The sequence below is a fragment of the Aneurinibacillus uraniidurans genome, assembly GCF_028471905.1.
Taxonomy (GTDB): domain Bacteria; phylum Bacillota; class Bacilli; order Aneurinibacillales; family Aneurinibacillaceae; genus Aneurinibacillus; species Aneurinibacillus uraniidurans.
In genome coordinates this window covers 269,639-288,606 of record NZ_CP116902.1, presented here as the reverse complement: position 1 = coordinate 288,606, position 18,968 = coordinate 269,639, and the positions used below count along the sequence as shown (strand labels likewise).

General features: G+C 43.7%; 15 protein-coding genes. All 15 read right to left on the bottom strand.

Features of this window, described 5'->3' with window-relative positions; genetic code table 11:
* Positions 1-8: 8 nt before the first annotated feature.
* A complete protein-coding gene (locus PO771_RS01425) occupies positions 9-1,670 on the bottom strand; it encodes a YbhB/YbcL family Raf kinase inhibitor-like protein (RefSeq protein ID WP_272561538.1) in 1,662 nt (553 codons plus the stop codon).
* A 34-nt stretch (positions 1,671-1,704) separates the two neighbouring features.
* The gene (locus tag PO771_RS01420) at positions 1,705-3,318 is read right to left on the bottom strand and encodes an S-layer homology domain-containing protein (RefSeq protein ID WP_272561537.1); all 1,614 of its coding nucleotides are present in this window, start codon (positions 3,316-3,318) and stop codon (positions 1,705-1,707) included.
* Positions 3,319-3,793: 475 nt separating this feature from the next.
* Entirely contained in the window at positions 3,794-4,708 is a 915-nt protein-coding gene (locus tag PO771_RS01415; RefSeq protein ID WP_272561536.1) for an SLAP domain-containing protein, read from the bottom strand.
* 32 nt (positions 4,709-4,740) lie between these two features.
* Entirely contained in the window at positions 4,741-5,280 is a 540-nt protein-coding gene (locus tag PO771_RS01410) for a sigma-70 family RNA polymerase sigma factor (protein WP_272561535.1), read from the bottom strand.
* 193 nt (positions 5,281-5,473) lie between these two features.
* On the bottom strand, positions 5,474-5,977 hold the full coding sequence (locus tag PO771_RS01405) for a competence protein ComK (RefSeq protein WP_272561534.1): 504 nt from the start codon (positions 5,975-5,977) through the stop codon (positions 5,474-5,476).
* Positions 5,978-6,227: 250 nt separating this feature from the next.
* Positions 6,228-7,697, bottom strand: coding sequence for an efflux RND transporter periplasmic adaptor subunit (locus PO771_RS01400; RefSeq protein ID WP_272561533.1), 1,470 nt, complete (start codon positions 7,695-7,697; stop codon positions 6,228-6,230).
* A gap of 11 nt (positions 7,698-7,708) precedes the next feature.
* Positions 7,709-9,256, bottom strand: a complete 1,548-nt coding sequence (locus PO771_RS01395) for a DHA2 family efflux MFS transporter permease subunit (RefSeq protein WP_272561532.1) — start codon at positions 9,254-9,256, stop codon at positions 7,709-7,711.
* A 15-nt stretch (positions 9,257-9,271) separates the two neighbouring features.
* On the bottom strand, positions 9,272-9,925 hold the full coding sequence (locus PO771_RS01390) for an HlyD family secretion protein (RefSeq protein ID WP_272561531.1): 654 nt from the start codon (positions 9,923-9,925) through the stop codon (positions 9,272-9,274).
* Positions 9,926-10,017: 92 nt separating this feature from the next.
* Positions 10,018-10,461, bottom strand: coding sequence for a MarR family winged helix-turn-helix transcriptional regulator (locus tag PO771_RS01385; RefSeq protein WP_272561530.1), 444 nt, complete (start codon positions 10,459-10,461; stop codon positions 10,018-10,020).
* 131 nt (positions 10,462-10,592) lie between these two features.
* Entirely contained in the window at positions 10,593-11,276 is a 684-nt protein-coding gene (locus PO771_RS01380; RefSeq protein ID WP_272561529.1) for a copper amine oxidase N-terminal domain-containing protein, read from the bottom strand.
* Between the two features lie 76 nt (positions 11,277-11,352).
* Complete coding sequence (locus PO771_RS01375) at positions 11,353-12,501, bottom strand: TolC family protein (protein ID WP_272561528.1); 1,149 nt, start codon at positions 12,499-12,501, stop codon at positions 11,353-11,355.
* Between the two features lie 78 nt (positions 12,502-12,579).
* On the bottom strand, positions 12,580-14,817 hold the full coding sequence (locus tag PO771_RS01370; protein ID WP_272561527.1) for a copper amine oxidase N-terminal domain-containing protein: 2,238 nt from the start codon (positions 14,815-14,817) through the stop codon (positions 12,580-12,582).
* A 502-nt stretch (positions 14,818-15,319) separates the two neighbouring features.
* On the bottom strand, positions 15,320-16,900 hold the full coding sequence (locus PO771_RS01365) for an O-antigen ligase family protein (RefSeq protein ID WP_272561526.1): 1,581 nt from the start codon (positions 16,898-16,900) through the stop codon (positions 15,320-15,322).
* A gap of 19 nt (positions 16,901-16,919) precedes the next feature.
* Positions 16,920-17,414, bottom strand: a complete 495-nt coding sequence (locus PO771_RS01360) for a tetratricopeptide repeat protein (RefSeq protein ID WP_272561525.1) — start codon at positions 17,412-17,414, stop codon at positions 16,920-16,922.
* Between the two features lie 113 nt (positions 17,415-17,527).
* Positions 17,528-18,952, bottom strand: a complete 1,425-nt coding sequence (locus PO771_RS01355; RefSeq protein ID WP_272561524.1) for a sugar transferase — start codon at positions 18,950-18,952, stop codon at positions 17,528-17,530.
* Between the last annotated feature and the right edge of the window lie 16 nt (positions 18,953-18,968).

Below are 18,968 nucleotides of genomic sequence, written 5' to 3'. Positions count from 1 at the left end.
TGATTACTCTAAGGAGCCGAAACCGTTACAGTATACATTTTCTTCGTTGTACCATCTTCGGCAGTTACGATTACCACCATGCCTGTAGCCAGGTTACCAGTAGTCACTTCCGTTGTACCATCAGCTTCGTATACTTTCAAGCCTGCTCCTGTTGCTGGAGTCAGACTTCCTGTAAAGGTAGCCAAGTCGGTATTGGCTGCTACACCTTCAATGGTTTCTGCTGTATCGTCTACTGTGTAGTCAATCGATGTTACCGTCGCATCTGTATTAGCAAGGTTACGTGCTGTTCTAGCAGTGAACACCCCAGATTCTAGCGTTTGATTTCCTTTTCTTGCCGATACTTTAAAATTATATTCCGTATCTGCAGTTAAATCCTGTACTGTTGCTTGCCATGACTCTGCAGTTAATTGTTCTTTTACAGTAGAATTTCTCCAAGTTACCCCATTATCAATTGATTGTTGAACCCATACAGATTCCGCACCAAAAGCAGGACTAAAACTCAAGGTTATTGTATTGGTACCTTTCAAATTTACCATCTCACTTAAGTAATCCGGGGCTTTTAAAGGAGGTATAAACTTACCTGTAATTTCACCCTTAGCAATTACCTTACCGCTTATAGCAGCATCAAACGCACCTTTTGATACTCCAAAACCCACATCATCCAGGTTGATAGTTGCTGTATTTAAAGCGTAAACAACAATTTTATAATTATGTGTTATAGGAGGCTGAGGGCCTCCGTAGCCCTTTTCGCCGAAATAATTAGTTAACTCAAAACCAGGTATAGCCGTTGTCCGAGATTTTCCTTCCCCAATACTAGTTACTGCCTTATCAATATCTTTCACCATCCAATGAACAAAATTATTTGCATCTGGATCATACATGATTAAGGCATAGGATTGAGCATTTTCAACTGCCTTCCATGAAACTGGTAAGCTTGTATTTCCACCGTCCATACTATACTTATCAGGAATAACCCCGTTGTTAGCAAACGCTGTAGTAACTTCAATTGAATTAGTAAGATTACTCTCAGCACTATACGCTTTTTCTACTCGGTCACTCTCAGTATAGCTGCCGCGTGTACATGTTACCCACACTGTACCTGCATCAGTTCCAAGCTGCGGAATCGTTACGGTTGCAATGCCATTACTTTCAGCCTGAGCTGTTTGAGTTGTAATTACTGCTGTGGCATCCTTATAATAAACGGTGATTGTGTCGCCGCTGCTTAATCCTGTAACCACTACTTTATCACTAACTGGGTAGTTGTTATTTGTAACTGTAATCTTGTCTGCAGCTGGTGCTGCGGTTTTAATTGTAACGTGCGATCCTCCCTGAGTTCCACCGACTGCAACAGTTTGCGTAGCTGTTACATTACTTCCAAGTGGAATATTCGTCGTCAGGCTTGGTGTATTTAGCACAACATTAGCATTCTGGAGCGCATTAGTACTATCCCCATCTAACGTTACTGGTGCATTTACCTGTACATTTCCAGTTACAGATGTTGTTCCATTAAAACTAATCGCTTCGTTACTAGCTGTAGGTGCAATCGTTACATCTTTCAATGTTGAATTCACAATCGTTGTAGCTTGTGCAGGCGACATGACCAGCCCAGCAAATGCCATTGTAGACAGAACTGCTAAAGCAGGAAGTTTTCCCTGTTTCTTCTTACTCATCGCATCATTTCTCCTCTTCTTATTCAATTATTTTTTATTTAATCGTTGTTGTACCGTTAACAGTAATCCCTCGAAGCGTTGTCCCTGTATTTTCCAAGATTAAATCACCATTGATCGTACCCGTACCCGTAAGCGTAGCGCCTGCTTTTACCGTAACCGTCTTACCAGTTGGGATCGTTCCATCCAAAGTAACCATTCCACTCGTAATCTCTATACTTGTAATACCGGACAGATCGTTTACATTAATCTTTTCCCCGTTAGCATATGATTTTTTAGTAGTAGAGCTTCCACCGCTGCTAGAGCCACCGCCACCTGAGGATGAAGTGGAAACTGTCACACCTGTAGCGATTTGTAAATTAGTCGGACGGTTCGCAAATGATACGCCATTTACATTTACCTTGGCATTCTCGATCTTGCCGGAACCGTATACCTTAACAGCACCATTTACAGTAAGATTTTTCACGCTCGCGTCAGACAATACTGTAAGAGAAGCACCTTCTGCACCCTTGTTTACATCCAGACTTTCTACTTTTCCGTTCGAAAGCTCAATCGATGCTTTGCCATCTACTGTTACACTGGCAAAGCTACCAACCAGCTTCACAGTTCCGCTAGATACCGTATCAATCGAAACCGTACCGAATCCTTTCGCAGAGGAAGACAGGCTGCCCTGTTCGATCTTCGCACCTGATTGAACGACAACTGAGCTTGCTACCGTCGTACCGGATGCTACTAGATGCACATCGTTCTTATTCACAACAACTTTGTTCAGTGTAGAATCTGCGGCATAGATAGAGTTCGATCCTCCACCTTTAACCGTTGTTGCGCCCTTAATCGTCACATTATTCAGATATACATTGCCGCTACCGACCGATTCCGCGATGAACAGGTTGCCATCGATCACCATATTCTGAAGCCTCACATCAGCCGCACTGATGATCACATCACCTTGAATCGTATCTGTTTTACCTGCAGCTGCCCCATATGTACCAGCCTTATCGTACGTTTTGCTTGGCGCTTGTGGTGTTACCGGCGAATCTGTTCCTTTATCCCCCACCGCTTTATCGAGTGTTACAATAGACTCTGCACGTGTAATGTCGTTAGCCGGTTTGAATGTTCCATCCGGGTACCCATTCATAATTTTATTGGCTGCAACACTGCCAACTGCCCCTTTAGCCCATGAAGCAATTGTCTGCCCATCCTGGAAAGAGCTCGCTTCTGTTCCTGGAAGATTCAATAAGCGCTGAATAATAGCGGCGGCTTCCTGACGGCTAATCTTGTCATTCGGTTTCATCGTCCCATCTTCATAGCCACTGATGTAGCCTGCCGCTTTCGCCTTTGCTACTTCGCTATAGAACCATTGGCTCGGAGAAACATCCGTGTAGGCAATCGTCGCCACTTCTGTAAAATCAAATGATTGATTAACCAGTCGGATGAATTCCGCACGGGTGATGCTATTATCCGGCTTGAAGGTTCCATCCTCATAACCCGTCACATAACCAGCGTCTACCCATTTCGTAATTTGATTTTTCGCCCAGTGGTTTTCTACGTCTTTAGCCTGAGCAAATGCGGCTGTTCCGACTGATAAAACAAGCGTGCTGGCCAGGAATGTACTTGAGCACACTTTGAATATTTTTTTATACATCTTCATCGTACCCCTCCTAATAGATATGTACCGAAAAAAATCCGCTGCAAAGATGCAACAGTCTCGTTGGGCGTAGAAACATTTTTTCGCCAAATTAAGCAACAATTCAATGTAACTGGACGATTTGAGACCACACAAAATGCGGTGGATGGTCAGCTTTGTTGTGCTGTAATCACGTATATTCTTCTTCGCTGGATGTATCGAGAGACCTTAAAGTGGAAAAGCATTCGTTTGACGTTTATTACGTTCAAGTGAAAACTAAAGAAGGGAACTCTGTCTGCGGGAGGCATCGTTTTTTACGAAATATCGGACTTACTGAGGAAAAGTTAATGGGTAACCGTGGACAATCAACACGCTTGCAATACTACCTACTTATTTTTTGTATGATCTAATCATAGCATATAGTCGGAAATTTATGAATATTTAACAAAAAAATACTACCTGTATCTTATTCAAAAAGATGCAGGTAGTACAAAATCACTTATTTAACATCAACTGACCACTCACTAAAATCAGGCTCTGCCTTCTGTAAAGCCGCCGCATCATACTCCAGCACAAGACGCTGTACCGACTTCGGCTCCACCTTCACAGCCGAGAAATCAAACGCCTGTGACGCCACCACATCACGGGCTGCATCCAGCACCGTAAACACCATGCCATCCGTCAGCTCTACAACCTCATCCTTGCCGTTACGCAGCAGAAGCTCTACCACCAGCTCGCCATGCTCACCCTGACCGAGTGACGTACCGAACATATTGACCTGGCCTTCTGTCTCATGAATCGCCCGCTCGATCGCATCAAGCACCTGTTGATCCTGCGCTTCTACATACTGATCCTGCGAGAAATCCCCGCTCTGTTCAAAATCAAGTTCCGTCACGGCCCGCATCACGCGGCCATCTTCCATATGGAACCCGACCATCCAATTCGAGAAATCTGCCTGCTCGACACGAAAATCACTATACGGCAGGAAGAAGCGGCACGGCATCGCCGTACGTGCCGGAATCTCACCAAAGCTTGTCAGATCAAACACGGTGCGTGCTACCATGTTATGATGCGCATCAATCAGCACCATCGGCACGGTACCAATCTCGATATCAGCATCCATGTTATTGCGGAGAATCGCCTGCAGCATCATACCCGCTTCATCCTGAACCAGCTTGTATCCATCAATGGCAAGTTCATCTTTCGCCATCTCCGGCAGCTCACCGACGAAGAACTGCAAAACATACCGCTCCTCCATTGAGATTCCTGTATCTACATCCTCTGGAAAATGCAGAGGCAGAACAGCTGGCGCCGCTTCTTCTACAGGTGTATCATTCGTTTCTTCTATTACAGATTCGTTTTCTGTTTCCTGTTTAGGCTCATTGGAGCGAAGCTTCTTAAAAAATGATAACATGACACATACTCCTCCTTCTGGACTCATGCTTATTATATCTCTTTTGCTACGAAAGAAGAAGGGACAGGAAATTGGGAACGAGTACGCAACCGTGCTAGCGCACGCTGCTTCTGCTTTTTAACCGCCTCATACGTCATCCCAAGGCGCACAGCCACCTCCTTCAGCGACAATCCATCCCGAATGTGAAGGGTTAAGCAGGCAGCTTCCGCTTCTGATACAAGCCCCATCCAGCTCTCCCAGACGAGTGCTTCGTCCATCGGCTCTTCTACAGCTACCAGTGTTTCCTCCCAGTTCACTTCCTCCTCATCCCCGGACCCCGGAAACACATGACGACTGCGCCACAACGCTTCCCGCTCATAAAAATCAGCCAGCGCACGCCTTATAATCACAAACAAAAAGGTAGATAACTTCGCCCCACGCCCCGCATCATACCGATGTACCTGCTGCCAGCAGGCAATACGAGCTACCTGCTTCGCCTCTTCCCGCCAGAAACCAGGTGCATACCGCGCTGTTATTCGATCGACAAGCGGTTCTACCTCTGCAAAAAAACATGTCCATTTCTTCTCATCCATCCAAGTTCCCTCCCGAGGAGGGCCGGCCCTGCCAATTATGTGCGCACCTTCATCATACGTGCTGACCACAGATCCTGCCGGGCGCTATGGAACGATAGAAACGATCATGTTCTTTTTTTCACATATAAATCTACACGCTATCCCTTCGATAGCCATCAAAAAAAGTGGTCCCATCTCCTGATTGGTATCAATTTCAATACGAGGCTCTACCTTTCAATTTGTACTTCATCAGCAAGTGCTCGGCACAGCGCATCTGCTGCTTCACCGTTCCAATCGAATACGGAAGAGTAATGGTATGCCGATCTTTGAACATCACTATACAACTTAGCCGCTGCTCTTCATGGGTTGCGTACAATCTAATCGAGGAAAGACATGCGTACAACGTACGATGCGCAGGATTATCAAAACACGGGTACCAGAATGGGACTAGCACCAGACTTTCATGCAGCACGAACGGAGGATGCTTACGCTTCCCAAGCGTCTCATATGCGAAATCACGCAGCAAGCGCTCATCCTTGAAGAACTCCCGGCTCAGCTTCCGGCGGAACTGTGTCGTCGTACACGGAACATACACCTTCTCTTCCCCCATACAAAGAACCGTTACCTCGCCGATCCCCTCTGCCTGATCTGGATAGAACACATGACCCTCCCGCGCAAACCTTTCCACGGCTCGTTTCAAGTCGACCATTTCAAACATTGTACGCCTCCCTTCATTTGAAAAAAATATCAAATTTTGAATATATAAACATTATAAAGGAAAATGCTGCAGAAAAAGAGAGCGTATTCATCGCAAGTTTCGCATTGTTTCTACAAAAATTACCGTTATTCTACAAAAAATAAGAGAGAAAATACGAGAACGATCTAAAAGTGAGAAAAGGCTCATGCCCTTTCCATCCTCTGATCATCCTTATATTTTCTCTCTCTTATCTTTGTTTCGGATTCTTCTCTTATTGCTGTACCTGTATTTTCGCATTATCCGATAGCAGCACCACGTTATCCGTAATGACTGCATCGTTTGCATTCAATCCGCCCGTAATTAAAGCATTACCGGATTTCTCTTCTCCGATCTGTACCTCTTTGCGTTTCGCACGATCGCCGTTCACCACATACACGTATGCTTTGTTCTGCTCTTTCACCAGTGCCGAAGACGGAACAACTACGCCTTGCTTCGCGCCATCTGCGATCGCCGTTAGCTCAGTGACCAGACCGGCACGCAGCTTCAGCCCTGGATTTGGCACACTCACCTGAACCGGATAGCCTTTCCCCTTCTCATCAACCGGACTCACACTCTTCACCGTTCCGATCGCAGAGACCTTCATGGCATCCACTTTCACATTCATCTTCATACCCGGGTGAAGATTCGCTAGATCCGCGCTCGATGCATAGAACAGCACATTCACCGTATTCAAGTTCGTTACCACAAGCACTGGATTCGGTGACTGTGGCGACACAAGCTCGCCTATTTCATTGTTCTTCACAGCTACAATCCCATCAATCGGAGACGTAACAGTCGCATCATTAAGCGCATCAGCCGCGATGGACGCCGCTACTTGCGCCTGACGAACCGACTGCTCGCTCGCCTTAATACCTGCTGTGCCGCTTGCTACCCCTACTTGTCTTTGGGCATTGCTATAACCGCTTGTCGAGTTCGCATATGTAGCACTTGCATTCGCATATGATTTCTGTGCTACATCCAAACTTTTCTTCGCCGCACTCAGTCGTTCTGCCGCTCCCTTGCGTGCGATTTCTGCACTGCTATAGCCTGTTTGTGCCGTCACAAGCGCTGTCTGTGCCTGCTCCAGCTGTGCTTTCGATGCCGCACCACTCTCATACAGCTGCTTTGTACGATTCAGCTGCGTCGTTGCATCCGTCAGGCTTTGCTTCGCTTTTTTCAGCCCATTCTGTGCATCTGTCACTGCATTCTGCGCTTGCTCCAAACCGCTCTGTGCCTGTGTGATCGCACCTTGTGCCTGCACCATGCCGTTCTTCGCCTGAATCATGCCATTCTTCGATTGAACCACGCCGCTTGTCGCCTGAACGACACCCGATTCCTGCGCCGCTCGTGCTGAATCCACACCCGCTTCCGCTGCTGCTACCGCCGCATTTGCTTTCTCTAGAGTATTGCGCAGATCTTTATCTTCGAGTTTAAACAACACCTGGCCTTGCTTCACGGGTGTACCGACATCGACAGCCATTTGCTCAATTTTCCCCGCTGTCTTCGGTACTACCTTTACTGTTTGCAAAGGCATAACGCTTCCTGTATACACTTTACCCGTTCCGATCATTCCTTGTTGCGCATTCACCGTTTTCACCGGAACGACTGTCATCTGCTGCGATGCTTCCTTTGCATTCGTGCTGCATCCCGCTGTTGCTGCTACAAGTGCGCTTAGCGCCACCATCTGTACCGCTGCTCTCATCTTGAATTTCCTCATGCTTCTTCCCTTTCTTTCCCGATTTCTGGTTGCGGCGGTGCCGCTTTCTTTCTTTGAATGAATAACAATACAAGCGGAATCGAAATAAATAATGGAATGGACGAGACAAGGAACGTATCTCCTATCGCCCGCGCTGTCGCATCGAGCTGCATCATTCCTGCTAACGTACTAATCCCGCTTGTTCCGTAATAAGCCTGTACGGTTGAGGCTGCATCGAGTGTAACCAACTCACGCATATGATCAAAATGCAGAGACGCACGATTCTGCATAATCGTCGTCAGCACCGCAATCCCGAACGACGCCGCTACCTGACGGATAAGATTGGATAAAGAAGACGCATTCCCCATCTCCTGCGGTGCCGTCGCCGCAATCGCATTCATCCCCACTGTGGAGAGCGGCATCATACAAAGCCCGATTCCAATGCCTCGAATCGTCAAAATCAGATTCAACCATTCATGTGAGGTCACTGCCGTCAACCGATGTAGCTCATACGACATGACACTCGTGAGCGCAATGCCCACAAGCCCAATCGGCACAACCCCAACCTTATCGAACAGCTTACCAGAGATCGGCATCATAATCGCCATCGCAATCGCCTGCGGCATCAGGAGAATCCCCGTATCAATCGGCGACACCCCCTGAATGTTCTGCAAGAATAGCGGTGTAAGAAATACCCCGCCATACATGCCGATCATCACAAGACTCCCCGTAATAATGCTCAACGTATAACGAAAATTCTTAAGCAAGCTTAAATTAATGAGCGGGTTGTCTTTGCCTGTCTCCACATAGATAAGAAACACAAGCGACCAGAATGAAATAAAAAATAAGGCGATAATCTCAAATGATGTCCAGCCTGCTGTCTTCCCGTTACTCAGTGCATACAGCAATGTACCTGCTGATAAGGATGTTAGAATAAATCCGCTCCAGTCAAACTGCATATTTTCCTGACGCTCTGTCTCCTTCAAAAGCACCCACGTCATCAAAATCGCAAACAAAGCGACGGGAATAGTAATAATAAACAAAAATCGCCAATTAAACCATTCAATCAAATACCCGCTCAACGTCGGACCGACCGCAGGCGCTACCATCGCGGAGATCCCCCAGAGACCGAGTGCCGTACCGATCTGTTCACGCGGCATAATCTTATACACCAATGTCATACTGAGGGGCATAATTACCCCGCCACCCAGTCCGGCAATAACCCGCGCGATAATGAGTGACGTATCACTCCATGCCACTGCACAAAGCGCCGTACCGCCCGTAAACACCCCGAGTGCGATAATCATAAATTTCTTATAGCCTAACTTATCTCCCATAAAGCCGCTAATCGGAATAATGACCCCTGATGCAAGCATGTACCCGGTCAGAACCCACTGAATCCGTTCCGTTGTCGAGCCGAATACATTCACCAGCTTCGGAAGCGCGACGTTAATGAGACTATTGTTCAGAATTGCGACGAACGCCCCGGCAATAATCGCCAGCAGCGCCAGCCAGGGAGACCCGGCTGACTCTTTAGGAGGAGCACTTACTGTTGCTGCTGCCATAGCTTCTCCTCCTCTCTACGACACGCGAATTTTGACTTCTACGTTCGTCCCCGGAATTAACTGAACATCAGATGGTTGTTGAATCGCGATTTCAATCGGAATCCGCTGTGTGACTTTATTGAAGTTCCCACTTGTATTCACAGCCGGTACGAGCGAGAACGTAGAATTCGATGCCGTACCCACCTTGCGCACTTTTCCCATCAGCTTCTTGCCACCGAGCGTATCAATCGTTACCTCAACTGGCTGGCCTGCTTTCACACGGGTAATGTATGTTTCCTCGATATTAGCCGACACGTATAACGCGTGTGTATCGACCATCAGCGCAACCGGCTGACTTGGTGAGCCAATCTCATGTTCTTTATTAAATATTTTCGTTACCGTTCCGGAAATCGGCGCACGGAGAATGGTTTTATCAATCATGCTGGCATCGATATTGGACGTATCCTGCTCCGCGATTTCCTGATTTTGCTGCACAACCTGCCCTTCTTCGACAGGAATTCGCGTTATTTCCCCGGTAATTTGCGGCATAATTCGATACTGATCGCCCTGAATACGCGCATCTTCTGTCTTCACATAGTGCGCTCCCTGGTACCAGTAGTAATAACCAATTCCGCCGCCGCTGACAACCATAAGCGCAAGCAGAATCGTAAGGACTGCTTTTCGTTTCATTGTTTCACCTCTAGTTTTTATCTGTGATATGTATGGATCAAATTCATTCCAAAACAAATAGTTTGAACACGAAATAAGTGGGCAAAAAACACCTATTTTTTATGTTCGAGCTTTTCTAGTAAATGATTAGAAAATAGTGTGAGCGTGTGAATTAAACGTTCCGTATCTTCTTCTGTCATCCCAGAGAGAAAAAATTCGCTGTATTCATCCTGTAAAATCGGAACATGTTCTTTTAGCTCCGCTGCTTTCGGCTGCGCCTGTACCCAGACGACACGGCGATCTTCTTCATCACGGGAACGACGGACGTATCCCCTTTCTTCAAGTCGGTCAACGATTCCACAGACGGTGCTGTTCGATAGGCCTACCTGCTTACTGAGATCCGACATCCGCAGACGTTTTCCGCCTTTGAAGCAGCGCAGGACGATTAGCTGCGGAGCTGTGATGCCGACTTCGCAGAGTTCACGGGCGACGAGTTCAAAGAAACGCTGGTTAATCTGGCGCAGCAGTAGATGAATCTCCCGGGATGCATTTCTCATGACGATCTCCTTTCTGGATATATTTATAAAATAAGTATTTCGAATGCGAAATAAATACTTCTGTATTATACCTTAATTACCTAATTTATAGCAAGAAAAAAGCAAGTTCTCATAGAACCTGCTTTTTTTCTTCACCAAGTAATAGGAATATCAAACGAGAAACTTTTTCCACTTCCGTCATTTTCAATAAACTCAAGGTGTACGATCCCTTTTTTCTCTTCATTTTTTAAAGGAGGAAGTAAAATAAATCCTGACTTCAATTCATCTTTTAAGACGTCATTATACCATGTCATATCTTTTGGAAATAAAATATTTGTATCTACTTTGTCGGACGTGTACTTTTCATTCCCTTCAGTCACTAGAGATACTTTGCTTTGCTGCAATTGTATAGGTTGTTCAAGTGTATTTTTTACGTTTAAATAAAACATTGTACGGTTTTTTTCTAATACCATACTATATATCTCTATCCTGATGCCGTCTTTCGTATACGTAACTGGAATTTTTTCATATTGAACCCCAGAATCTACAGGTGGTTGAATCGTTGATTTTGTTATTTTCACAGTTTTTTTATTTTCATCCCAATCTACTTTCGCCCCTAATTCCTCTGCTATAAACCTTGCTGGTACATATGTATGGCCCTGGTATTGTAGTACGCTATATCCCTCTGGAAGTTCTTTTTGTTTCTCATTGAACTCGAATTTAATCACTTCGTTAATTATAGGGAGGTCAACAGATGCCCCAAAAACACTTACACACGTTGCCGTAACAGCTCCAATAATAATTCCGCTAACTAACTGTCTATATCTAACCAACAAAAAAATCCCTCCCTTTTTATCTTTATTATAAAACAAGACCTCAAAATGAGGTCAAGTATATAAATTACATTTAATTTTAGGATGAAGTACTAGCTCCTGTTGCTACCCATGGTTTATCATATGCTACTTTCAGTACATCTAACTGTGAAAGTACATCAGTAATATCTTTTTGTTTACTCTTTACAGCAAGATCCGCATTCAACACATCTGCTTTGATTCCTATTCCTAGATTATAACGTATTTGTGCCATTTGTTGTGTTTTCTGCGCATTAGCTAAATCAACATTTAATTCTTGGTAGCGATTTTCAAGCTGTTTAATATTTAAATATATACTCCTGATTCCATTAGCAAGATTCTTCTTTGTATCTTCTGCGTTATTAGAAGCTTTCTGTACATCGATCTCTGCCGCCTTATACGGGGTTGAGCCCTGAACATTGTACGTATATAGATCTATATCTAACTGTTTCAGCTTGACCTGTTGCTCAGCAGCCCATACGGCTGTACTACTTGTTATAATATCACGTACATGTTGCTCCATCTGTTCTTCAGTTTGTGCAAAAGTTGTGAACTTAGGTTCATCCGTGAGTACAAGACGTGTATCCTTAGGCAAATTAAGTAAGTTGTTAAATTTTTCATAAGAATCTTGTAACGCTTTTGTTGCTAACTTTACCCGTTCTTCAGCTGCTTGTAATTTATTTTCTTCCTGAGTTAAATCAAAACTACTTGCCGTTCCATACTCTACTTTAGTTCGAATAATCGTTGTCTGCAATGCTTGATTATCTAAAGAAGCTTTAGCTAATTCTAATTGTTTTTGTCCTTGTAAAACATTATTATATGCTTGCTTTACAGTATATGCGATATGGTCTTTAGTAAGCTCATAATTTTTTTTATTTAAATCCCAAGCCATATCCGCTTGTGCCAGTCCCTTCAAAGCACCAATACCATATGCATCCCCAGCCCCATTCCCAGGACCTGTAGGAGTATATTTAACTGAATCGCCTACCTTTTCACGAATCTCATATGAACGATCAATATCCATCTCAGAGTTCTTCAATACGTTACTTGCTTTAAAGGCCTTATCAACTGCTTGTTCATACGTAAGTGTCTGTTGTTGCTGTACAGAAGAAATTTGGTCTTTATTTATTTGAGATTGATCAGCATAAACAGGTGCAGTTAATGCCAATAGGAATGCACTTGATAATACAAATGCAGGTATTTTTTTCATATCCCAATTCCCCTTAAAAATTATTTATAAGGAAAAAGAACTCCCTTAATGGGAGTTCTTTTTATAAAATTATCAATCTTACTTTGCAGTTTTGATTGTAATTTCGTTAGTTTCTTGATTCCATTGAATATCCGCACCCAGAGCATTAGACAGGTAACGAACTGGAATCATAACACGATCGTTTGTAGCTTTGCTACGGTATACTGGTACATCCATCGGAACTTTCGCGCCGTTTACAGTCAGGAACTTGTCGCCAACTTTAGCAACAACTACGCGATCGCCTTTGAAGATTGTAGCTGTGCTTGTTTTATCATCCCAGATGATGTTGTCATCAGATACGTTCAACGCGTTAGCAGCAAAACGAACTGGCAGGAATGCACGGTCCCAAGCTACAAGCGGAGCAGCATCCATTGTAACTTCCTTGCCATCAATAGTGAATGTTTTGCTGTTCAGTTTGAATACAATGTTAGAAGCTGTAGTATCAGCTGGAGCTGGAGTTACAGTTTTAGCCAGAACAACTTTAGCAGCTGTGCCAGTATCAAATTGACCTGCTTTTACTGTATCAGTTGCAGCATTCTCCACGATTGCGCTACCACCGATTTTCGCTTCGATGTCACCTTCTGGAACTGTACGGTCTACAGTCAATTGAATGCCAGAAAGTTTGATTTTCATAGGTTTAGTACTTTCTGATTTAACCTGAAGTACGAGTTTACCATTCGGTGTACCGTTGTTATCTTTACGAGACACACCATCTTTTTCAATTTCACCATTTCCATCTACAACTTCAACTGTCGGCAATTTAGCAAAACTTACGCCAGCTGGAAGGGAAACAGTGACAACCCCAGTAGTTGGAGTATCTACATCAAGTGTCTGTGAGCTAGTTCCAGCAGCTCCACTTAAAGTTGTTTTGAAAGATTCTGCACTCTTCTCAATAGCTTCTTTTTTGTTTTCTGTAATTACAAGATCGCCAACTGATTGTGCTTGTGTACCGATTTTTACATTTTCCACTTTTTCAACAGATGCTGAAACTGGAGCTACTGCTTTAGCAATAACTAATTTTTGACCAGAAAGACCTGCACCTTTGAATTCAGCTTCGATATCGCCTGCTTTATCTGCTTGAACACTCAATTGAAGTTTGAATTTAATCTCTTGCTTGCTAGTAGTGGAAGTTTTATCTCCCATTGTAATAGTAAGCTTAGATTTTTTACCGTCAATTGAAGTAAAAGCAGCTTTTGTTCCAGGAGCATTAGTATTATCGAAACCTGTTACGCCAACAACTTTTACCCAGCTTGGCAGTTCTACATCAATGTCACGGTTAGCAAGGAAAGAACCTGGAACATTTTCTTTAAGTGTGATTTCACCAGTTTTGATGTCATCAACTTTACCTGAAACGATTTCCTTCACTTCATCAATTTTCAGGTTTCCGTCCCAATCTGCATATTTACCTGGAGTTACATCAGCATCGGAAATAGATCCCTTAGAACCAGATCCAGCTGTACCACTTACAGATACTACGATATCGCCAGGATTAGCTGTGTCTACTTTGATAGTTGGTACGATGTAGATAGAACCACGATTTGCTGTAGAAACGTTCAAATTAACAGGGATAGTAATCTCGCGATCACTAGCAGTAATAGTTCCTAATCCAGAACCTGTATAATCACCACCGAAAGATGCAGTAGCACCCGTGAAGATATAGCCAGACGGAGCTTTCAATTTGATAGTGTGGTTACCAGATACAGCACCGATAGCTGTTTCATCGATACGAATAGTACCAAGGGTACCGTTTTTACCGATAGTTTTAACATCTTCAGCTACAGCAACTGTTTTGCCATTAGAAGCAACAGCGTATGTGTAACTTCCACCAGTTACAGCACTATCGCGTCCATCAACTTTAACTGTCAGCTCACCAGATGCACCATCTAATTTAACATCCATAGGGATTTGAAGCGCATCAACACCTGCTGTTGCACCAGTAGCCGTTACTTGAACTTCTAACGTAGAATCACTGATTTTCTTTACTTGTGCTTTACCACCGGCAACAGGAGTCCAAGCACTGTCAGAGTAATTCCACTCAGCTCCTGTAGAAAGAGCAAGACGGAAAGTATCGCCAGAAGCGAAGTCACCAGCAAAATCGCTATCTTCCTTAACGCTGAGGTTTGGAACAGTTGATGCTCCGTGGAAATTAAAATCTTTATCTACCGCAGCAATACGGTCGATACCATTTACACTTTTCGCGCTTACTGGTGCAGCAAACGGAGCTGCAACAGAAGCTAATAACGCTGTTGTGGAAAGAACTTTTAACATTTTGTTCATTTCGCTTTTCCTCCTAAAATATGATTTACGAAATACGTGCTTCCGTGCATTCCTTCACCTGAAGGACATATTTCGCTATTTTCGGTTGAGAGTATTGTCTATCTTTTGAGCCCGCCTCCATATGTATCTTCATCTCTCCCGCTGGAGTAGAGCTCTTTATCTGTTTCTGCTTGCGAGTGGCTATGAACCAGAATAAGATGAAGAATTGCATTTGCCAGAATCTACTAGATTCGATTCTCACATAGGAAAGTATACATTGCTTTCTCTATGAAGTAAATACCGAATTTTACAGTTCTAGCTCATTGCTTTTTAGAATAGAAGACACCATTGTGCTTCCTTCTATACTTGTTAGACGAGGTAGAATCGAAAAGGTTGCACAGTCTCGAAAATTTTTTCTTCAAGAAAATTCTCAGGCCGAATCCCTTATCTTCTGATCTCTTTTCTAACTTACACATAATTAGACGATGTTATTTCTAAAAAGTTGCAGCTACTCTCAAATTTTTTAGACAGATTCTTTTTCCCTTTCTTCCTGACGCATCAACGCTACTCCCACACCAAACAGAGTCCAGAAAATAAATCCTGTACCAATAATCGAGTCATTAAATAGTGCCTGAACAAGATATGCGCACCATCCGGCAAATAGAGCAGCTAGTAAGCCGGTACGCTCTGTGTCAATTTTATTCTTGATCAGTACAAGATTGCGCCAAATATGTTGAAGCCCCATAAATAAAAAGGCTAGCAACACAATTCCTCCGGAACCGTAGGCCATTCCGATGTACATATTGTGTGGCTTGTCTACAATGGTATTTGCATCATTAAGTCCAGAATTTTTATACGGATCATCCTGCGGAAAATGATACGCTAGCGTATCCATTCCGAGTCCAAGAATCGGATGTTGCTTTACAAGTTCCAGTGTTTTTGACCAAATATACGTACGCCCTGTTCCGGCCGACCATTGCTGTGGCGGAAGATTAAATTCATCTTCTGTATTGGCATCAGCTGCTGCCGATGCTACCTGAACGCCAAAAAGTGACTGCTCCAAATTAACTCGATTACCCTCTTCTGTCCCCTCTTTATATAGCTCCATACTAATTTTCTTCTCAGATGAACCAAGGAAAAATCCAAGACTTTCATTCCATACTCGAGGATTATGTTTCGCAAGAATAGAAAAAATACTAGAAAACAGAAGAGCTGCTACTGCCAGTACTATAATCCCTTCTTTTTTCCGACGACCAAATGCAAGCAACAGGATTAAAACAGGAATCATAACTACAGTCGTGAAAAAACCACTTGTCGAAAGCGATGTTAATACCAAAGTAAAACCGAAACATGCCCCTAACAGATCAAACACTTTTTCTTTTACACTATGAGAAAACATAGCTTTAGCCAAAAATAAGACCGTAAGCGTGCCACCAATCCCACTTACATAGTTGGGGTTGTTAATAGTGCTATTAAAAAAGCCGTTTATCGATTGCTGATCTATACCGGAAGGCAGTAAAAGTCCTCTAACAAATGCATTGTCTAAAAGATTCGCCCCATAAAAATATGCAATTCCCAGACAAACGTTCACAAGTAAAAGAGAGTAAGTAGCATACACCAGCATCTGAACGCGTTTCTCTGTGTACAGGATGTTAGCGGCAATAAAAAACAATGTAAAATAGATGAGATATGTAAGTGTACCTTCATGTCGATTATATTGACCAAACATTGCAATCATCTTATTTTCTGCGAGCATCCCAGAAAGCGATGTAAAAACGAACATGAGCAAAAGTGGAATGTTAATGTAGCTCGCTGGAATTACATATCCTTTTGCGATCATTTTATACAAAAAGCCAAGTAACAAAAGCCCTGTTACAATTTGCAGCCAAATGAATTTATAGTACGTAAAAACATCTGCCTTCATCCCTGAATCTAAAGCTGTTCCACTAATAACAGGAGAAGCAAAATCAATCACAGCTACCCGAGTCAATAGCGGAACAAATATAAGCATAAAAAATAACAATCCGGTTAACATACGATCGACACTCTTCTGTCCTTCCAGATTGAGCATTTGATCGATACTTAATTTTTGTTTTGTACTCACGTATCCTTTCCCCTTTTAATTATTTTGTTTTTGCTGCAACTTCCTGAAGCAGCACTGTCGCCTGTGCAGACAATTGCGGGTCCTTATTCAGCTTTTGTACCTCCTGCAAGTAGCGCTCTGCTTTCTTATAATCTTGCAGATGAATCAGTAATTCTCCATATTGCAGTGCATATTTCTGATTCTGCACAAGAAACGGTCGCTGTTTTCTTGCCTTCACATACCATTCATTCGCTTCCTGATATTTTTTCTGTCCGGCCAGGCTTGCACCGTATTGCCACTGAACGACAAAACTATCTGGATATTGGGTAATGACGTTCTGCAAATCCTTCTCTGCACCCGAATAATCCTTCTGATTCATCTTCTGGATAGCAGACTGAAATTGCTGTGCTCCTTGCTTATATGCTGCATCCTGCTCGCTTCCTGCTATACTGGAGACAGCAATCGCTGCTATCGCTAATCCAACCATCGCATAAACCACTATGTTTCGTTTTTTTTCGGAGTTTTTTTCCTCCATGCCTCCATCAATCCTCCTGAATTTTTCTTTTTCGACAACTTGTATTCGACAAGAATACTCTCAGTCCTTTATCTGAACGCAAAAAACGGAGCTACGCTATGCTCCGCTTTGCCTTATTTCTCCCTTGTTATCGTGTCACGTCCTGCAGCGGCCTCATAATTTCCAAGCTGATTTAGTACCTCATCGTGACAAGCTTCTTCACTATGCTGTACGCCTTTTGACTGCCCCCACTGGAACACGACCCGAATGGTTTGAAGGAGAATTTTGATATCGAGTGCCAGCGAATAGTTACGGACATACATCAGATCGAAGCGTAGCTTATCTTCAGCAGTCGTGCTGTAACGTGCCATCACCTGCGCCATCCCTGTAATCCCTGGCTTAACTGACATGCGGTATGTATAATCCGGCAGCATCTCACTGAACTGCTCAATAAAAAAAGCTCGTTCCGGGCGCGGACCGACCAGACTCATGTCTCCTTTGAGAACGTTAAACAATTGAGGAATTTCATCCAGTCTTGTGGCGCGGATGAAATGACCAAGCGGTGTAATACGCGAATCTTTTTCTACCGCCAGCATGGGACCGGTATACTTTTCTGCATCCTGTACCATGCTGCGAAATTTATAGATCATGTACTCTTTCCCATTACGACCCATACGCTCCTGCTTGAAGATGGCAGGTCCTCTGGATGTTGCCGGAACGAGGATGAACAAAATAAGCATAGCTGGACTAAGTAGCGTAATTAACGCTAGTGATGCTACAATATCAAACAGGCGTTTAAGGAACAGCTGTGCTGCGCTTAAACCCGGTGGCTGTACAGACAGGACAAGCATGTCGTCGATTTGCTGTGGCTCGGCATCGAGAATGAATAGCTCGAACAGTTCGGGAACAAGCAAAACCTCTTTCCCGTACCGCGAACAATAGCTGAGAATCTCGGCCCGCTCTTCCCGGGAAAGCATTGGACTTAGAAGCACTACATCCACTTCATGAATGGTGTGGATCATTTTTTTCCAACGTTCTGCTTCCAGTACATCATGGATTACAAACCATCCGGTCGTATGCTGCAAGAACTTCTTTGCAAAAAGAAATGCCTGTTCTCTTTTTTCATCGATAATAAGCACTCTGCGGCGACCATATTTCCGCTTAGCCGCCCACCATACAAGCGAACGTATGCTAATAAAAAGAACAACTTGGATTAAGAACGATAGAACAATAACACTTCGTGGAAATGAAAAGCCACGATACCAGAACGTAAGGGCCATCGTAAATAAGCTTAGCGTACCAACTGAAAGCACAATCGCATAAATGAGATTATAAATACTCTTCCGGCGCCAGTTAGAGTAGAGATCAAACATATAAAAGACGACGAGAGAAACAAGCGAAAGCCCGAGCCATACACTCTCATATGAATTCCAGTTATACTCTGGAATGTTATGACCAAACTTCACACGAAACGCCAGAAGAATCCCGATGTTAACAATCAGCAGGTCAAAGCAGGCAAATAGCACCTTTGATAGTTTTACAAAAATGTTTCTTCCCATGTATCTACCCCAATAT